At 71.9% G+C, this 15,425-nt stretch carries 15 protein-coding genes; 10 read left to right on the plus strand and 5 right to left on the minus strand.

The features are described from left to right. Window positions 1–146: 146 nt before the first annotated feature. Window positions 147–524: a phage holin family protein gene (locus ABD297_RS12960; RefSeq protein WP_344255366.1), complete on the minus strand. Its 378-nt coding sequence runs from the start codon at window positions 522–524 to the stop codon at window positions 147–149. Between the two features lie 4 nt (window positions 525–528). Continuing rightward, a complete protein-coding gene (locus tag ABD297_RS12965; protein ID WP_344255367.1) occupies window positions 529–1,617 on the minus strand; it encodes a 6-phosphofructokinase in 1,089 nt (362 codons plus the stop codon). A 147-nt stretch (window positions 1,618–1,764) separates the two neighbouring features. Here ABD297_RS12965 and hisC point away from each other — a divergent pair, with 147 nt between their 5' ends. The 5 genes from hisC to ABD297_RS12990 all read left to right on the plus strand — a co-directional run bounded on the left by hisC (window position 1,765) and on the right by ABD297_RS12990 (window position 7,037). Continuing rightward, window positions 1,765–2,922, plus strand: coding sequence for a histidinol-phosphate transaminase (gene hisC, locus ABD297_RS12970; RefSeq protein ID WP_344255368.1), 1,158 nt, complete (start codon window positions 1,765–1,767; stop codon window positions 2,920–2,922). A 50-nt stretch (window positions 2,923–2,972) separates the two neighbouring features. Continuing rightward, a complete protein-coding gene (locus ABD297_RS12975) occupies window positions 2,973–4,478 on the plus strand; it encodes a hypothetical protein (protein ID WP_344255369.1) in 1,506 nt (501 codons plus the stop codon). Between the two features lie 121 nt (window positions 4,479–4,599). After that, window positions 4,600–5,040 carry a glyoxalase superfamily protein gene (locus ABD297_RS12980; protein ID WP_344255370.1) on the plus strand — a complete coding sequence of 147 codons (441 nt, stop codon included), beginning with the start codon at window positions 4,600–4,602 and terminating at the stop codon, window positions 5,038–5,040. 1 nt (window position 5,041) lies between these two features. Then, the gene (locus ABD297_RS12985; protein ID WP_344255371.1) at window positions 5,042–5,584 is read left to right on the plus strand and encodes a hypothetical protein; all 543 of its coding nucleotides are present in this window, start codon (window positions 5,042–5,044) and stop codon (window positions 5,582–5,584) included. 61 nt (window positions 5,585–5,645) lie between these two features. Further along, entirely contained in the window at window positions 5,646–7,037 is a 1,392-nt protein-coding gene (locus ABD297_RS12990) for an AAA family ATPase (RefSeq protein ID WP_344255372.1), read from the plus strand. 58 nt (window positions 7,038–7,095) lie between these two features. Here the strand turns inward: ABD297_RS12990 and ABD297_RS12995 are convergent, their stop codons facing one another. After that, window positions 7,096–7,605: an SRPBCC domain-containing protein gene (locus ABD297_RS12995; protein WP_344255373.1), complete on the minus strand. Its 510-nt coding sequence runs from the start codon at window positions 7,603–7,605 to the stop codon at window positions 7,096–7,098. A gap of 95 nt (window positions 7,606–7,700) precedes the next feature. Here ABD297_RS12995 and ABD297_RS13000 point away from each other — a divergent pair, with 95 nt between their 5' ends. From ABD297_RS13000 to ABD297_RS13015, 4 genes are all read left to right on the plus strand, one after another. Beyond that, the gene (locus ABD297_RS13000) at window positions 7,701–8,198 is read left to right on the plus strand and encodes a winged helix-turn-helix transcriptional regulator (RefSeq protein ID WP_344255374.1); all 498 of its coding nucleotides are present in this window, start codon (window positions 7,701–7,703) and stop codon (window positions 8,196–8,198) included. A 212-nt stretch (window positions 8,199–8,410) separates the two neighbouring features. Further along, window positions 8,411–9,565: a pyruvate dehydrogenase (acetyl-transferring) E1 component subunit alpha gene (pdhA, locus tag ABD297_RS13005; RefSeq protein WP_344255375.1), complete on the plus strand. Its 1,155-nt coding sequence runs from the start codon at window positions 8,411–8,413 to the stop codon at window positions 9,563–9,565. After that, window positions 9,565–10,551, plus strand: a complete 987-nt coding sequence (locus ABD297_RS13010) for an alpha-ketoacid dehydrogenase subunit beta (protein ID WP_344255376.1) — start codon at window positions 9,565–9,567, stop codon at window positions 10,549–10,551. The genes pdhA and ABD297_RS13010 overlap by 1 nt, the downstream gene beginning before the upstream one ends. A 15-nt stretch (window positions 10,552–10,566) precedes the next feature. After that, the gene (locus ABD297_RS13015) at window positions 10,567–12,015 is read left to right on the plus strand and encodes a dihydrolipoamide acetyltransferase family protein (protein ID WP_344255377.1); all 1,449 of its coding nucleotides are present in this window, start codon (window positions 10,567–10,569) and stop codon (window positions 12,013–12,015) included. Window positions 12,016–12,187: 172 nt separating this feature from the next. Here ABD297_RS13015 and ABD297_RS13020 read toward each other — a convergent pair whose 3' ends face one another. After that, window positions 12,188–13,282, minus strand: a complete 1,095-nt coding sequence (locus tag ABD297_RS13020) for a YeiH family protein (protein ID WP_344255378.1) — start codon at window positions 13,280–13,282, stop codon at window positions 12,188–12,190. Window positions 13,283–13,384: 102 nt separating this feature from the next. On the opposite strand from ABD297_RS13020, the gene ABD297_RS13025 reads away from it, so the two are divergent. After that, the gene (locus ABD297_RS13025; RefSeq protein WP_344255379.1) at window positions 13,385–14,296 is read left to right on the plus strand and encodes a LysR family transcriptional regulator; all 912 of its coding nucleotides are present in this window, start codon (window positions 13,385–13,387) and stop codon (window positions 14,294–14,296) included. Here ABD297_RS13025 and ABD297_RS13030 read toward each other — a convergent pair. Further along, window positions 14,278–15,099, minus strand: a complete 822-nt coding sequence (locus ABD297_RS13030) for an oxidoreductase (RefSeq protein ID WP_344255380.1) — start codon at window positions 15,097–15,099, stop codon at window positions 14,278–14,280. The two genes, ABD297_RS13025 and ABD297_RS13030, sit on opposite strands and share 19 nt — an antisense overlap. Window positions 15,100–15,425 lie beyond the last annotated feature (326 nt).

Raw genomic sequence — 15,425 nt, forward strand, 5'->3', positions numbered from 1 at the left:
GTCTCCAGAGCGTCGTATGCCGTGAGCCCGCCCTCCGGACGGAAGGCGGGCTCACGGCATTCCGGATTGACCTGCCGGAGCCGCTCGCAGGCTCACGGCCACGGCAGCTCCCCGGCTCCAGACCTCGTCGGACGGCGTCGAAATGCTCAGTCGGTCTTGAGGAAGCTGAGGATCATCGAGACGAAGGTGACGATGAGGGCGCCGAAGACGGCGTCCCAGAAGAAGTGCTCGACATGGAAGGCGAGGTTGAACTTGCCGGCCAGCCACGAGGTCAGCTCGAGCATCAGCGCGTTGACGATGAAGACGAACAGCCCCAGCGTCAGGATGATGAACGGCAGCGAGACCAGCTTGAGGATCGGCTTGATGAAGGCGTTCACGATGCCGAAGATCAGCGCCACGATGACGACCGTCTTGACGACCTGACCCGTGTTGTCGCCGCCGAAGGTGATGCCCGGTATCGCCCAGGCGGCCACCCACAGCGCGACGGCGTTGATGACCGTCTGCAGCGCGAAGTTGAGGAGCATGCGCTCAGTGTTCCACGGGGGCGGGTGCGTCGGAGGGAAGACCGGGGTGCTCGTCACCGGGGATGCGGGGCTGGAACATCGCGTTGAGGCGCAGCATGTCGGCGTCGACCATCTTGAGCGAGCTGATGGCGTCGGCGACGGGCACGCGCTCGATCCGGCCCTTCTGCAGGGCGACCATCTGGCCCCAGGCGCCGTCGAGAGCGGCCTCGACCGCAGCGACCCCGAAGCGGGTGCCGAGCACGCGGTCGAACGCCACGGGCGAGCCGCCGCGCTGGATGTGCCCGAGGGCCGTCATGCGGCTCTCGATGCCGGTGCGCCCCTGGATCTCGCGGGCCAGGATCGAGCCGATGCCGCCGAGGATCTTGTGGCCGTACTTGTCGACCTCGGGGGCAGGGATCTCCATCGTGCCGGCCTTGGGCAGGGCGCCCTCGGCGACGACGACGATGGTGGCGAAGCGACCCTTCTTGTGGCGGTGGACGATCCGCTCGCAGACCTCGTCGATGTCGAAGGGCTCCTCCGGCACGAGGGTGATCGCGGCGCCGCCGGCCAGGCCGGACCAGATCGCGATGTGCCCGACGTGGCGCCCCATCACCTCGACGACGAGGACGCGGTGGTGCGACTCGGCCGTGGTGTGGAGGCGGTCGATGGCGTCGGTGCAGATCTGCACGGCCGTCTGGAAGCCGAAGGTCATCTCGGTCAGGGAGATGTCGTTGTCGATGGTCTTGGGCACCCCGATGACGGGGAAGCCGTTCTCGTGCAGGCGGTTGACGACACCCATCGAGCCCTCGCCGCCGATGCCGATGATGGCGTCGAGGCCGTGCCGGTCGTAGGCCTTGCGCACGCGCTTGAGCCCGTCCTCGTGCGCGAAGGGCTGGTCGCGGCTCGTGCCGAGGATCGTGCCGCCGAGGGGCAGGATGCCGCGGCAGCGGTCGACGTCGAGGATCTCGTAGTCGTTGTCCATGACTCCGCGCCAGGCGTTGCGGAAGCCGATGACGGTGCTGTCGTAGGTGACCTCGGCGGCGCGGGTCGCGCCGCGGATGACGGCGTTGAGGCCGGGACAGTCCCCGCCCCCGGTGAGGATGCCGATGCGCATTGAGTGGACTTTCGGAGAGTGGGCAGCAGACAGGGTGTCGTGGCGGCGCTGACGCGACGGTGTGAGCCTAGCCACAGACCGGTCCCGGCGTCAGGGGAGCGTCCATGGGCCGGTCGCTCCCGTGGACACTGCCTCTACAGTTCGGGTATGAGCGAGAGCACGGAGTCCGTCAGCGAGAGCGTGACCGAGAGCGCCACCCCGCGGGAGTCGTATGCCGCGTCGCCGGCCACGCAGACCGCGGTCCGCCTGCGCGAGGTGCTGGCCCAGATGCCCGACTACAAGCCCGGCAAGCCGGCCGCCGCTCCGGCGGGCGTCACGGCCTACAAGCTGTCGTCCAACGAGAACCCGTACGGTCCGCTCCCCTCGGTGCTCGCCGCGATCGACGACGCGGCCGCGACGGTGAACCGCTACCCCGACATGGCCGTCACGGCTCTTACGGAGCGCCTCGCCAAGGCGCTCGACGTCCCGGCCGAGTGCATCGCCACCGGTACCGGCTCGGTCGCGGTGCTCGCCCAGATCGTCAACGCCGCGTGCGACGCGGGCGACGAGGTCGTCTTCGCGTGGCGCTCCTTCGAGGCCTACCCGATCGTCACGCAGCTGGCCGGCGCCAAGCCGATCATGGTCGGGCTCGACGAGCAGGCGCGGCACCGGCTCGACGCGATGTTCGCGGCGATCACCGACCGCACCCGCGTCATCCTCGTCTGCACGCCCAACAACCCGACGGGCCCGTGCGTGCACCAGTCCGAGCTCGAGGCGTTCCTCGACAAGGTGCCGAGCGACGTCATCGTCGTCGTCGACGAGGCCTACGTGGAGTTCGTCCGCGACCCCGAGGCCGTGCGCGGCCTCGACGTGTGGCGTCACCGCCCCAACGTCGTCGTGCTGCGCACCTTCTCCAAGGCCTACGGCCTCGCCGGCCTGCGGGTCGGGTATGCCGTCGCGCACCCTCCCGTCGCCGCTGCCCTGCGCAAGACCGCCACGCCGTTCGGGGTGAACTCGGTCGCGCAGGTGGCGGCCGTCGCCTCGCTCGACGCGTTCGACGAGCTCAACGAGCGCGTCGAGTCCCTGGTCGCCGAGCGCGACCGGGTCGTGCAGGCACTGAACGACCAGGGCTGGAAGCTGCCGCAGTCCGACGCGAACTTCGTGTGGTTCCCGCTGGGGGCCGACTCGACGGCCTTCTCGCAGGCCTGCTCCGACGCGGGGCTGACGGTGCGGCAGTACGGCGACGACGGCGTGCGCGCGACGATCGGCGAGGTGGAGGCCAACTCGCGGCTCATCGAGGTCGCCGCGGCCTTCGGCGCCCGCTGACGCGCGGGCCGACGGGCTGACGCGCGAGGGCGCGCGACACGGGAGGACACATGGCGTTGCAGCGTGGACGGGTGCCCGCAGGTGCGGCCGCACTGCTGGCCGTGTGCCTCGCGCTGCCGTCGGCGCTCGCGCCGACGTGGACGCTGACGACGCTCGACAGCTCGCGCGGTGTCCTGCTCTTCGACCAGGAGTTCTGGAGCTGGGGACGCTCACGAGTGACCGGTGCGGGCGGTGCCGTGGTGCAGGACCTCTCCAACCCGGTCGGTCTGGCCGTCCTCGTGACGCTCCTCGTGGGCGCGCTCGTGGGGGTCACTCTGTGGGTGCTCGTGCGGGCTCCGTGGGCCACGGCCGTCGCGTCGGTCGCGTGGGCCGCCCTGCTCGGGCACCTCGTGTCGGCGGTCGCCGAGCGCGCGGGCCGGCCGGTCCGGGACGACGTGCACGGGCTCGCCGCCACCGGGGCCTCGACGACCGCGGGCGTCCTGGAGTCGCTCGCGGCCCTGGCTGCCGTCGTCGCGGTCGTGCTCCTCGTGCTCGCCCTGGTCGGCGTGCGTATGCCGTCCGCCTGGGTCGCGCGGGTCCGCGCGCTCGCGACGCCGCAGGACGACGACCGTCCCGTGACGCCCGGGCAGAGCGTGGAGAGTGGGGCTGCGCTCGCGCCGCCCACCGCCTCCTGGCTGCCGGCGCCCGAGCGGTCCGCGCCGGAGCCGTCCCCGGGTGTGGCCGCGGCTCGCCAGGTCGAAAGCAGGGTCGGGCTGGCGGCGTCCCAGCACTCCGCACCGGAGCCGTCCCCGGGTGCGGCCGCGGACCGCCCGGTCGACAGCCGCGTCGGGCTGCCGTTGCGGGTGGCCGTCGCAGTGCTAGGAGGGGTCGGCGTGCTCCTGGCTGCAGCCACGGCGGTCTGGCCCACGACGGTGCTGGCGATGCGGGTGCCGGAGGTCGGGGACTTCACGAAGGGCTACGAGCAGCGCGTCTGGGCGTGGGGGCGGCAGGTGGTCTACTCCTCCGACGGGGTCGTGCTCGACGCCTTCGGCGGCCCGGACCCGGTGTCCCGGCTCGTGCTGCTCGTCGTCGTGCTGGTGCTCGCGGCGGCCGGTCTGCTCGGGTGGCTCCTGATGGCCGACCGGCGTGGGCAGGTCGCCGGCGCAGCCGGTCTCGCGCTGGCTCTCGCGACCGTCACGGGCTCCGTCGTCGCGCGGGTCAGCTTCGACGACCGGTCGATCGGCCTGGCGCCCGGGCTCGTCGAGGTCACGACGGTGGCCGGGTGGCTCGAGGTCGTGTCGGTCGGGCTGCTGGGGCTGGCGCTCGTCGTGCTCGTCGCCCCGGTCCTGCTGCCCGGACCGGCGTATGCCCTCGGGGCGCGCGTCTCGACCGTGGCGGCGCGCTGGGCTGGACGTCGGGGCTCCCTTCCCGAAGGAGCGCCCCCGTCCCGCGGGACCCGTGGTCGGTCGTCGACGGGCGACGTCGCGACCCTGCGGGAGGCGGCCCCACCCGGCAGCACGCATACGCCCTCGGTGGGCTTCAGCGACGACGAACCGCGCGGGGGACGGCCGGGCTGACGCGCCTGCCGGGCCCCTCCGCGCGTTGCTGCCCGCACGCCCGGCGCGCCGCGCGACGCGACCACCAACCCGCGGACGGCTCTCGGCCCCGCGTGTGGGTGCCCGGCCCTACCGTCGGTGCATGGACATGAAGCTCGAGCTGGTGGCGGTGCCCGTTACCGATGTCGACCGGGCCAAGGACTTCTACGTCGACAAGGTCGGCTTCAACGCCGACCACGACCACACGGTGAGCGAGGAGGTGCGGTTCGTGCAGCTGACGCCGCCTGGGTCGGCCTGCTCGATCGCGATCGGCAAGGGGCTGACACAGATCGTTCCCGGCGGCCTCGACAACCTCCAGATGGTCATCGCCGACGCGGACGCGGCGCGGGCCGAGCTCGTCGGACGCGGCGTCGAGGCCTCGGAGGTCGACGAGCAGCCGTGGGGTCGCTTCGTCTACTTCAGCGACCCCGACGGCAACCGGTGGACGCTCCAGCAGCTGCCCGCCTGGTCGGGCGGCGCGGACCGCGCAGGCGGCGGGGACGTCGCGGGCGAGGGCGACGCAGCCGCCGGCACCCAGGCGTGACGTGCGGCGTGTCGTCACCCTGCTGCTGGCCGCCGGTGCGGCGCTGCTCGTCGCGGGCCTGATCTGGCCCACCGACCGCCTCGTCGTGGAGTCACCGGGCGGGGCCGTGCGGCCCCTGCTCGACATCTGGGTGTGGGGGCGGGTCCGCTCCCGCTCGGCAGAGTCGTCGACCGACCTCGACGGCTCGATCGTCTCGCTGGCCGCCCTCGGGGCGTCGGCGGTGGTGGCGCTCGTCGCAGCCGTCCTGTGGGCCCGGCGCCGGCCAGGCCGTGCCGGAGCGCGTATGTCCGGAGTGGTCGCAGCCGTCGCCGTGGGCGTTGCGCTCGTGGCCGCCGTCATCGGGCTCAGGAGCGGGGACGCCGCCTTCGGCTGGGTGTCGATGGGCGGTGAGCCGGTGTTCGTCCGGACGGTCGCCGCAGCCTTCCCGATGGCGGCGCTCGCGCTCTGGGCCGTGGCCCTCGTCGTCATGGTGGTCGCGGTGCTCCGCCGAGGAGGCGCTCCCGGCAGCGAGTCCCGCGAGGCCGGGGAGCCCGCGCCCTCCTGACGGCTCCGCCGGGCGCGCCGGACGGTGACGCGCTGTCGGACCCGCGACCTACCGTCGGGGCATGCTCACCGCCGTCGCCGTGTCCGGCTACCGCTCCCTGCGCGACGTCGTCGTGCCGCTCCACGGGCTCGACGTCGTCACCGGTGCCAACGGCAGCGGCAAGTCGAGCCTCTACCGGTCGCTTCGGCTGCTGGCCGGCTGCGGGCGCGGCGACGTCGTCGGGACCCTCGCCCGCGAGGGAGGCCTGCAGTCCGCGCTCTGGGCCGGACCGGCCACGCTCGGCGGTGCGCGCGACCGCGGCCACGCGGTTCAGGGCACCCGCCGCAAGGGCCCGATCAGCCTGCAGCTCGGTTTCGCCTCCGACGACTTCGGCTACCTCGTCGACCTCGGCCTGCCGCAGCAGTCGTCGGGGGCGGAGGGCACCTCCGCCTTCCTGCGCGACCCCGAGATCAAGCGTGAGGTCGTCTGGTCCGGCCCGGTCATGCGGCCCGGCTCCGTGCTCGTGCGCCGCCGGTGGGGCGTCGTCGGGACCCGGGCCGCGCCGAGCGGCGACGACGGCTGGGGATCGGAGTGGGGCGGCGCCGCCGAGGACTCGGAGTGGGAGTCCGACCCCGTCGAGGAGCCCGGCTCGCGGACCGGGTCGCGCGCGGCCTACAAGGACCCGGAGGGCGTCGCCGGTCGTCCGGCGGGTGGAGGCGGTGCGCGCACGGCACGGCCCGGCTGGACCGAGCTGACGCGCTCGCTCCGCCCCTGGGAGAGCATGCTCACCGAGCTCGCCGACCCCGAGCGGGCGCCGGAGCTGCTCCGGGTGCGCCGGATGATCCGCGGCTGGCGGTTCTACGACGGCTTCCGTGCCGACGCCGAGGCGCCGGCGCGCACCCCGCAGGTCGGCACCCGCACGCCGGTGCTCGCCGACGACGGCCGCGACCTCGCGGCCGCCCTCCAGACGATCCGCGAGAACGGCCGGTCCGAGCTGGACCGTGCGGTCGCCGACGCCTTCGACGGCGCCATCCTCGAGGTGACCATCGACGCCGGGCGATTCGACGTCGCGCTGCACCAGCCGGGCATGCTGCGCCCGCTCTCCGCTGCCGAGCTGTCCGACGGGACCCTGCGCTACCTGCTCCTCGTCGCGGCCCTGCTCACGCCCGACCCGCCGCCGCTCATGGTGCTCAACGAGCCCGAGACCTCGCTCCACCCCGAGCTGCTGGCGCCCTTGGCGCGCCTCGTCCGCGCGGCGGCCGAGCGCAGCCAGGTCATGGTCGTCTCCCACTCCGACGCCCTGGTCCGCGAGCTCGGCGTCGTCGACCCGGACGACGACGTGGACGATGACATCCGGGTGGGGCTGGCCTCACCGGCTCGTGGCGTCACCCTCGTCAAGGACCTCGGCGAGACGTTCGTTCAGGGCCAGGGGCTGCTCTCCACGCCTGCCTGGAGCTGGGGCACCCGCCGCTGATGTCGCGGCGGGTACCGGTCGGAGTGGGTCACGATGCAGCGGTTCAGGATTCAACGGGTCAGGAGGCGGACGGGACCGTGGCGGTGCCGGCCAGCGCAGCGTCCAGGGACTCCTGGTTGCTGAACTCCCCGGGGCGCCCGACCCCGGCTCGGATGAGGTCGCGCAGGCTGCCGACGACGTACTGTCCCCATGCTGTCTCGCACACGTCGTGGCACTCGACCTCACTCGTCAGGCCGACATGGGTGAAGTCGAGCCGGGTGTGACCCTGCGGACCGTCGGGCTGCGTGATCTCGAAGCGGATCGTCGTGCCGGTCCATTCCTCCTTGTCGTCGGTGAAGCTGAGGTAGCTGTCGACGACGAGCCACTCGACGCGCTGCCCGGGCACGAGGACGGTGGTGCGCTGCTTGGAGAAGTGGATGTCGGGGGTGACGTAGACCCACTCGGCGCCCCGGCTCGCGGTGTCGCCCACCACGTTGTCGGACCACCAGTGGCGGACGTCGTTGATCGCGTCGAAGACCTGCTGCGGGGTCTGCTCGACGGTGAAGCCGTGGGTCAGGTCGGTGCCCATGTCAGTCCTTCTGTCGATTGATTCACACTTGCATGATGCAAGTCACTGTAGGAGCGGAACTTTCATGATGCAAGGGGTTCTCCTAGACTGGTCGCATGCTCGGCAGGACGTATGACAGCCAGGTCTGCTCGATCGCTCGTGCGCTCGAGGTGGTGGGTGAGCGCTGGAGCCTGCTGATCCTTCGTGATGCGGTCTTTGCGGGCGTGACCCGCTTCGGCGACTTCCAGCACAACCTCGGGATCGCGACCAACGTGCTCCAGGCTCGTCTCGACGCGTTCGTCGACGGCGGCCTCATGGTGCGCCGGGAGGTCGTGGGGCAGGCGAAGCTGAGCGAGTACGTCGTCACCGAGAAGGGGCGCGACCTCGCTCCGACGCTCGTCGCGCTGACCGAGTGGGGCGACCGGTGGGCCGCTCCGGGCGAGCCGCCGATCCTCTATCGGCACGACGACTGCGCGGACCCCGTTCACGTCCGCGCGGTGTGCGACTCCCACGGTCCGGTGGACCCGACGGACGTCCACGTCACCTTGGGCCCCGGGATGCCGGCTGCCTATGTCGCGAACCGCCGCCCCCGCCGAGACGGGGCGGGCGGCTGAGGAGTCCAGCCGACCCTTCGTTCCCGCAGGTCAGGGTGCACGACCGTCCCGCATTGTGAGATTTGCAGGCCTCTCCGGTAAGTTCCGGGTCGAGGACCAAGCACGTGTCCGTCGTCACGAACGGCGGCCTTGCGCCCCCAGAAGCCGACGAGCGGGTGACCCCCGTTCGCGGGCCGAACGAGTAGGCCGGTCTCACCGGCGAAGGAGCCCCAGTGAGCGACAAGGTTGTCGCCGAGCTGCAGGAGCCGACCCCCGCGGTCGGCGACGGTGGCCCGGACATGATCCAGCTGCTGACCCCCGAAGGTCAGCGTGTGTCCCACCCCGACTACGACAAGTACGTCGCGGACCTGACGCCCGAGGACCTGCGGAGCTTCTACCGCGACCTCGTCCTCATCCGCCGGCTCGACGCCGAGGGCTATGCGCTCCAGCGCCAGGGTGAGCTCGGCCTGTGGCCGAGCCTGCTCGGCCAGGAGGCCGCCCAGGTCGGCTCCGGCCGGGCGCTGCGGCCGCACGACTTCGTCTTCCCGACCTACCGCGAGCACGGCGTCGGCTTCGTGCGTGGCATGGACCCGCAGAGCTCGCTGCAGCTCTTCCGCGGCGTCAGCCAGGGCGGCTGGGACCCGCAGGAGAACAACTTCCACCTCTACACGATCGTCATCGGGGCCCAGGCGCTGCACGCCACCGGCTACGCGATGGGCGTGCGGATGGACGGCAACGTCGGCACCGGCGACCCCGACCGCGACACCGCGGTCATCTGCTACTTCGGCGACGGCGCCTCCTCGCAGGGCGACGTCAACGAGGCGTTCGTCTACGCGGCGAGCTTCGACGCCCCCGTCGTCTTCTTCTGCCAGAACAATCAGTGGGCCATCTCCGAGCCCGTCGAGAAGCAGACCCGCATCCCGCTCTTCCAGCGCGCCCGCGGCTTCGGCTTCCCGGGCGTGCGCGTCGACGGCAACGACATCCTCGCCACGTATGCCGTGACGCAGCACTGCCTCGACGAGGCCCGCAACGGCAACGGCCCGCTGCTCATCGAGGCCTACACGTACCGAATGGGCGCGCACACGACCGCCGACGACCCGACGAAGTACCGCGTCTCGGCCGAGGTCGAGGAGTGGAAGTTCCGCGACCCGATCCTGCGCCTCAAGACGCTCCTCGCCCACGAGGGGATGGCCGACGAGGCCTTCTTCACGAAGATCGACGAGGAGGCCGACCAGTTCGCCGCCGAGCTGCGCGAGGGCTGCGTCACGATGGAGACGATGCCCGGCGAGACGATGTGGGACCACGTCTACGCCGAGGACCACCCCGTCATGGAGGCGGAGCGTGCCGCCTACCTCGCGTACAAGGCGAGCTTCGAGGAGGCGAACTGATGGCGCTCGAGAAGGTCACCCTCGGCAAGAGCATCACCAACGGCCTGCGCAAGGCCATGGAGGCCGACCCCAAGGTCGTGCTCATCGGTGAGGACATCGGCAAGCTCGGCGGCGTCTTCCGCATCACCGAGGGCCTGCAGAAGGACTTCGGCGAGGACCGCGTCATCGACAGCCCGCTCGCCGAGTCCGGCATCGTCGGCACCGCGGTCGGCATGGCCCTGCGCGGCTACCGCCCGGTCTGCGAGATCCAGTTCGACGGCTTCGTCTACCCGGCCTTCGACCAGATCGTCAGCCAGGTCGCCAAGATGCACGCGCGTGCGCTCGGCGCGGTCAAGATCCCGATGGTCATCCGCATCCCGTTCGGCGGTGGCATCGGCAGCCCGGAGCACCACTCCGAGAGCCCCGAGGCCTACTTCGCCCACACCGCGGGCCTGCGCGTCGTCGCGTGCAGCAACCCCGAGGACGCCCACTGGATGATCCAGCAGGCCGTCGCGTGCGACGACCCGGTGATCTTCTTCGAGCCGAAGCGCCGCTACCACGACCGCGCCGAGTACGACACGGCCGCGCCGTCGTCACCGCGAGGGCTGTTCGAGGCCAACGTGATCCGTCAGGGCACGGACGTGACGATGGTCGGCTACGGCCCCGTCGTCAAGACGATGCTCGAGTCGGCCGCCGCAGCCGAGGCCGAGGGGACGAGCATCGAGGTCATCGACCTGCGCTCGCTCTCCCCGCTGCCCATCGACACCATCGTCGCGTCGGTCCGCAAGACCGGTCGCCTCGTCGTCGTGCACGAGGCGAGCAGCTTCCTCGGCATGGCCTCGGAGATCTCGGCCCAAGTGACCGAGCAGTGCTTCTACGAGCTCGAGGCGCCGGTCATCCGCGTCAACGGCGCCAACATCCCGTATCCGCCGAGCCGGATGGAGGAGGAGTTCCTCCCCGACCTCGACCGGATCCTCGACGGCGTCGACCGCGCGCTCGCGTACTGAGAAGGGCTGCGACACATGGCAATCAAGACGTTCAACCTGCCCGACCCCGGTGAGGGCCTCGTCGAGGCCGAGATCGTCGAGTGGAAGGTCTCGCCCGGCGACTCCGTCAAGGTCAACGACATGGTCCTCGAGATCGAGACCGCCAAGTCGCTCGTCGAGCTGCCGATCCCGTGGGCCGGCACCGTCAAGGAGCTGCTCGTCCAGGTGGGCGAGACCATCGACGTCGGCACGCCGATCATCTCGATCGACGACGGCCTCGGCGGCGAGGATGCTCCCGCCGTGGCACCGTCGATCCCGGGGGAGAAGGCCGCTCCGGCCGAGGGCGCCTCCGAGGCGATCCTCGTCGGCTACGGCGCCAAGGCCGGCGCCACCGCCCGGCGGGCACGCAAGGGCACGACGGCTGCCGCTCCGGTGGCGGCCTCCCCGACCGAGACCGAGCAGGTCGCAGCCGCTGCGCCGGTCGCGGAGCCCGTGGCCCCGGCTGCGCGCGTCGAGTCCCCGGCCTCCGCGGTCCCTGCCGTTGCTGCTGCCGGTGGCCGACCCAAGGCCAAGCCGCCGGTGCGCAAGCTCGCCAAGGACCTCGGCATCGACCTCGCGTCGGTCACCCCGACCGGCGCCGACGGCATCATCACGCGCGACGACGTGACCAACCACGCGAGTGGCGCGTCCGTGAACGGCCTTGCGGCGCAAGCCGACTCGGCCGCCGTCGCTGCCCCCACGGCATACCGTATGCCGTTCGGCGCGGGTGAGCGTGAGGAGCGCACGCCGATCAAGGGCGTCCGCAAGATGACCGCGCAGGCGATGGTCGGCTCGGCGTTCACCGCGCCGCACGTCACCGAGTGGATCACCATCGACGTCACGAAGACGATGGAGCTCGTCGACCGTCTCAAGGGCAGCCGCGAGTTCAAGGACGTCAAGGTGACGCCGCTGCTCGTGCTCGCCCGGGCGCTCGTCCTCGCGATCCGGCGCAACTCCGGCATGAACGCGACGTGGGACGAGGCCAACCAGGAGATCGTCCAGAAGAACTACGTCAACCTCGGCATCGCAGCGGCGACCCCGCGCGGCCTGATCGTCCCGAACATCAAGGACGCCCACGCCATGACGATGCTCGAGCTGGCGCAGGCCATCGGACAGCTGACGGCGACGGCCCGCGAGGGGCGCACCCAACCGGCCGAGATGTCGGGCGGCACGATGACGATCACCAACGTCGGCGTCTTCGGCGTCGACAGCGGCACCCCGATCATCAACCCGGGTGAGTCGGCCATCGTCTGCTTCGGCGCGATCCGCAAGCAGCCGTGGGTGGTCACCGATGCCGACGGCAACGACGAGATCGCGATCCGCCACGTCACGCAGCTCGCGGTCAGCTTCGACCACCGGCTCATCGACGGCGAGCTCGGCAGCCGCTTCCTCAGCGACCTCGCCGCGATCATGGCCGACCCGGCCCAGGCTCTCGTCTGGGGCTGACCCGCCCATCTGCTCGACCCTCGAAGGGCCAGCTCTCGTCCTGAGAGCTGGCCCTTCGACATGCGAGGCAGGGCCATTGGTGGCCTCTCGACGTTGGGGGAGGGGCTACTCGTGGCCTCTCGACGTGGGAGGAGGGGCCGTTCGTGGCCTCTCGACGGTGGAGGCTGCTGGGTCAGGTGGCGAGGAGGATGCCGCCGAGCGCGACGACCGAGACCCACACGGTCGTCGCCGCTGCGAGCACGAACGGGCGAGACCCCACCCGTCGCAGGGAGGCGACCCGCACGCCCGTGCCGAGGGCGAACATGGCGATGGTGAGCAGGGCCGTCTCGCCCCACTTCGCCAGCGAGAGCACGCCGGACGGCACGATCCCCGTGGTGCGCAGCGCCATGAGCGCGACGAACCCGACGACGAAGAGCGGCACCAGGGGAGGACGCCCGCCGCGGCCCTTGCCCGCAGACCCGTCGACCGTCCCGTCAGCCGCCGACCCGTCAACCGCCGTCCCGGCGCCGGACCTGCTCGCGCGCCGTCGTTCCCCGAGGGAGACGAGGGCCAGCACCGGGGCGAGCATGAGCACGCGGCCCAGCTTGACGACGACGCCCACCGCCAGGGCGCCGGTGCCGATGACGCCCGACGCCGCCACCACCTGGGCCACCTCGTGGATCGAGGCGCCGGCCCACATACCGGCCTGCACCGGCGCCAGCCCGACCCATCCCGCGACCAGGGGGAGCAGCGGGATCATGGCGGTCCCGAAGAGCACGACGAGCGCGACCGACGTCACCAGCTCGTCGTCCTCCGACTCGATGACGCCGTCGACGGCCGCCGCGGCCGCTGCTCCGCAGATCGAGAAGCCGCCGGCGATGAGAAGGGTCTGCGAGCGGCTCAGGCCGAGCAGGCGCCCGACGACCACGCCGCCGGTGATCCCGAGCACGACGACGGCGACCACCACGGCGATGACTCCCCAGCCCAGCGCGAGCACGTCGCCGAGCGCCAGCTGGAGCCCGAGCAGCGCGACGCCGATCCGGAGCAGACGTCTGGACGCCACGGCGAGCCCCGGCTCGAGGCGCGCGCCGACCCGGCCGGTGTTGGCGAGCGTGGCGCCGACGACGATGGCCACGAGCAGCGGGCTGAGCGAGGGCACCCAGTGGTTGAGGCCGAGGGCGGCTGCCGACATCGCGGCACCCAGTGCGAGGCCCGGCAGCGCACGCGCCACCCCGCGCGAGGGTGGAGCCGAGGTGGCGGACTGCTGCGGGCTGAGAGTGGTGGACATGGTGACCAGCCTCGACCCCGGGACGTCCGACCGGTAGCCGGAGATCCTGCATGCATCCATATCCCAGCGATATGGGCTGCGGCGTGGCCATATGCTCAGAGCATGTCTCGCGCCTGGCCCGACCTCGCGGTGCTGGCCGTCCTCGTCGGCGTCGACGACCTCGGCAGCCTCGGTGCGGCTGCGCGCCGGGAGGGCATGGCCCAGCCGAACGCGAGCCGGGCCGTGCGCCGGCTCGAGGGCGAGCTCGGGGTGCCGCTGCTGCGACGAGGCGCGCGCGGGTCGGCGCTCACGCCGGAGGGGACCGTGGTGGTGCACTGGGCCCGTGAGGTCCTGGGCGACGCGGAGCGCCTGCTCGACGCGGCCCAGGCCCTCCGCGGTGCGCGCCGGCACGAGCTGGCGGTCAGCGCGAGCATGACCGTCGCGGAGCACCTGGTCCCGGCGTGGCTCGGTGAGCTGCGTCGGCACCACGAGGACCTGCGCATCCACCTGCTGGTGCACAACTCGACGCAGGTCCTCGAGCAGGTCGAGGCGGGCGGCTGCGACATCGGCTTCGTCGAGTCGCCCTCGGTGCCTCGCGGCCTGCACAGCTGCACCGTGGGTCGCGACCGCCTCGTCGTCGTGGTCACGCCGGACCATCCGTGGGCCCGCAGGCGCCGGCCCCTGCGTCCGGACGAGCTGGCCGCGACGCCACTGGTCGTGCGTGAGCCGGGCTCCGGCACGCGCACCACCCTCGACGACGCGCTGCGCGACCTCACCCGCGCCGAGCCGCTGCTCGAGCTGGCCAGTGGAGCGGCCGTCCGTGCGAGCGTGCTCGCCGGCGTGGGCCCCGCCGTCGTCAGCGTCCTCGCGGTGCGCGAGCAGGTCGACGCCGGGACCCTGCGGGTCGTCGAGGTGGAGGGGCTGGCGCTGGAGCGACGGCTTCGGGCCGTGTGGCGCGAACCCCGTCGCCTCGCTGGACCCGCCGCCGAGCTCGTCGCGACCGCCCGACGGCTCGGTCAGCCCTTGAAGGCCTGATGGATGAGCAGGTCCATGGCGCGGTCGGGCAGGAGCCTGCGCGCCGTGACGATGGCACGGGCGCCCTTGCCGGCGGGGTAGCGGGCCGCCGGGTTCGTCGCCTCGAGGGCCTTGAGCACCTTCTCGGCGACGGCCTCCGGCCCTGAGCTCATCCGGGGGGTGTCGACGCGCTCGAACATGACGGCCATGCGCCGGGCCATGTCCTCGTAGACCGTGCCGATCGACCGCTCGACGAGGCTCTCGCGGGCGATGGTGTTCCACTCCGAGATGATCGGTCCCGGCTCGACGATGACGACGTCGATGCCGAACGGAGCGAGCTCGATGCGCAGGCTGTCGCTCAGACCCTCGACGGCGAACTTCGTGGCGTGGTACCACGCGCCGAGCGGCTCGTAGATCTTGCCGCCGATGCTGGAGATGTTGACGATCCGCCCGCGGCGGCGCGTGCGCATGTGGGGTGTGACGAGCTGGGTCAGCCGCGCCAGACCGAAGACGTTGACCTCGAACTGTCGCCTCGCCTCGTCGATCGGCACGTGCTCGACCGGGCCGTAGGAGCCGTAGCCGGCGTTGTTGACCAGGGCGTCGATCTGCCCCTGCTCGGTGATGATGCGGTCGATCCCGGCGACCATCGACTCGTCGTCGGTGACGTCCATCGCGAAGGCGATGACGCCCCGCGTCTCGAGCGCGGCCATGCGCTCGACCCGGCGGGCCACGGCATACACCGTCCAGCCGGAGTCGACGAGGTGGAGGGCGATGGACTCACCGATGCCGGACGACGCGCCTGTGACGAGGGCAACCTTGGTCATCCCGACACCGTATGCCGTGTCGCGGGCCCCCAGCGCCGGGCCCGCTCGAGCGCGCCCCGGCCACACGGCATACGCCGCCTGGCCGCACGGCATACGCCGCCTGGCCGCACGGCATACGGCCCGGTCCCGAGGTCGCGGACTCGGCGAACCCCGACCGTCGAAAGGCCAGAGTTTGCGGGTGTGGGGACGTCGAGAGGCCAGAGTTCGCGACGTGCTCTGGCCTCTCGACTGCTTGAGTTCAAGGGTCTGTTGCAACGAGGGCTATCCAAGGATGGTGTCCATGCCTGGTCCTCGTTTGTCGGTGTCCGAACGCGCTCAGATCGAGG

The organism is Terrabacter carboxydivorans, assembly GCF_039532035.1.
Lineage (GTDB): Bacteria > Actinomycetota > Actinomycetes > Actinomycetales > Dermatophilaceae > Terrabacter > Terrabacter carboxydivorans.

What these genes read in the sequence shown, in the direction of transcription:
- ABD297_RS12960 (WP_344255366.1), bottom strand. Translation starts at nt 524, where the DNA reads ATGCTCCTCAACTTCGCGCTGCAGACGGTCATCAACGCCGTCGCGCTG.
- ABD297_RS12965 (WP_344255367.1), bottom strand. Translation starts at nt 1,617, where the DNA reads ATGCGCATCGGCATCCTCACCGGGGGCGGGGACTGTCCCGGCCTCAAC.
- hisC (WP_344255368.1), top strand. Translation starts at nt 1,765, where the DNA reads ATGAGCGAGAGCACGGAGTCCGTCAGCGAGAGCGTGACCGAGAGCGCC.
- ABD297_RS12975 (WP_344255369.1), top strand. Translation starts at nt 2,973, where the DNA reads ATGGCGTTGCAGCGTGGACGGGTGCCCGCAGGTGCGGCCGCACTGCTG.
- ABD297_RS12980 (WP_344255370.1), top strand. Translation starts at nt 4,600, where the DNA reads ATGGACATGAAGCTCGAGCTGGTGGCGGTGCCCGTTACCGATGTCGAC.
- ABD297_RS12990 (WP_344255372.1), top strand. Translation starts at nt 5,646, where the DNA reads ATGCTCACCGCCGTCGCCGTGTCCGGCTACCGCTCCCTGCGCGACGTC.
- ABD297_RS12995 (WP_344255373.1), bottom strand. Translation starts at nt 7,605, where the DNA reads ATGGGCACCGACCTGACCCACGGCTTCACCGTCGAGCAGACCCCGCAG.
- ABD297_RS13000 (WP_344255374.1), top strand. Translation starts at nt 7,701, where the DNA reads ATGCTCGGCAGGACGTATGACAGCCAGGTCTGCTCGATCGCTCGTGCG.
- ABD297_RS13010 (WP_344255376.1), top strand. Translation starts at nt 9,565, where the DNA reads ATGGCGCTCGAGAAGGTCACCCTCGGCAAGAGCATCACCAACGGCCTG.
- ABD297_RS13015 (WP_344255377.1), top strand. Translation starts at nt 10,567, where the DNA reads ATGGCAATCAAGACGTTCAACCTGCCCGACCCCGGTGAGGGCCTCGTC.
- ABD297_RS13020 (WP_344255378.1), bottom strand. Translation starts at nt 13,282, where the DNA reads ATGTCCACCACTCTCAGCCCGCAGCAGTCCGCCACCTCGGCTCCACCC.
- ABD297_RS13025 (WP_344255379.1), top strand. Translation starts at nt 13,385, where the DNA reads ATGTCTCGCGCCTGGCCCGACCTCGCGGTGCTGGCCGTCCTCGTCGGC.
- ABD297_RS13030 (WP_344255380.1), bottom strand. Translation starts at nt 15,099, where the DNA reads ATGACCAAGGTTGCCCTCGTCACAGGCGCGTCGTCCGGCATCGGTGAG.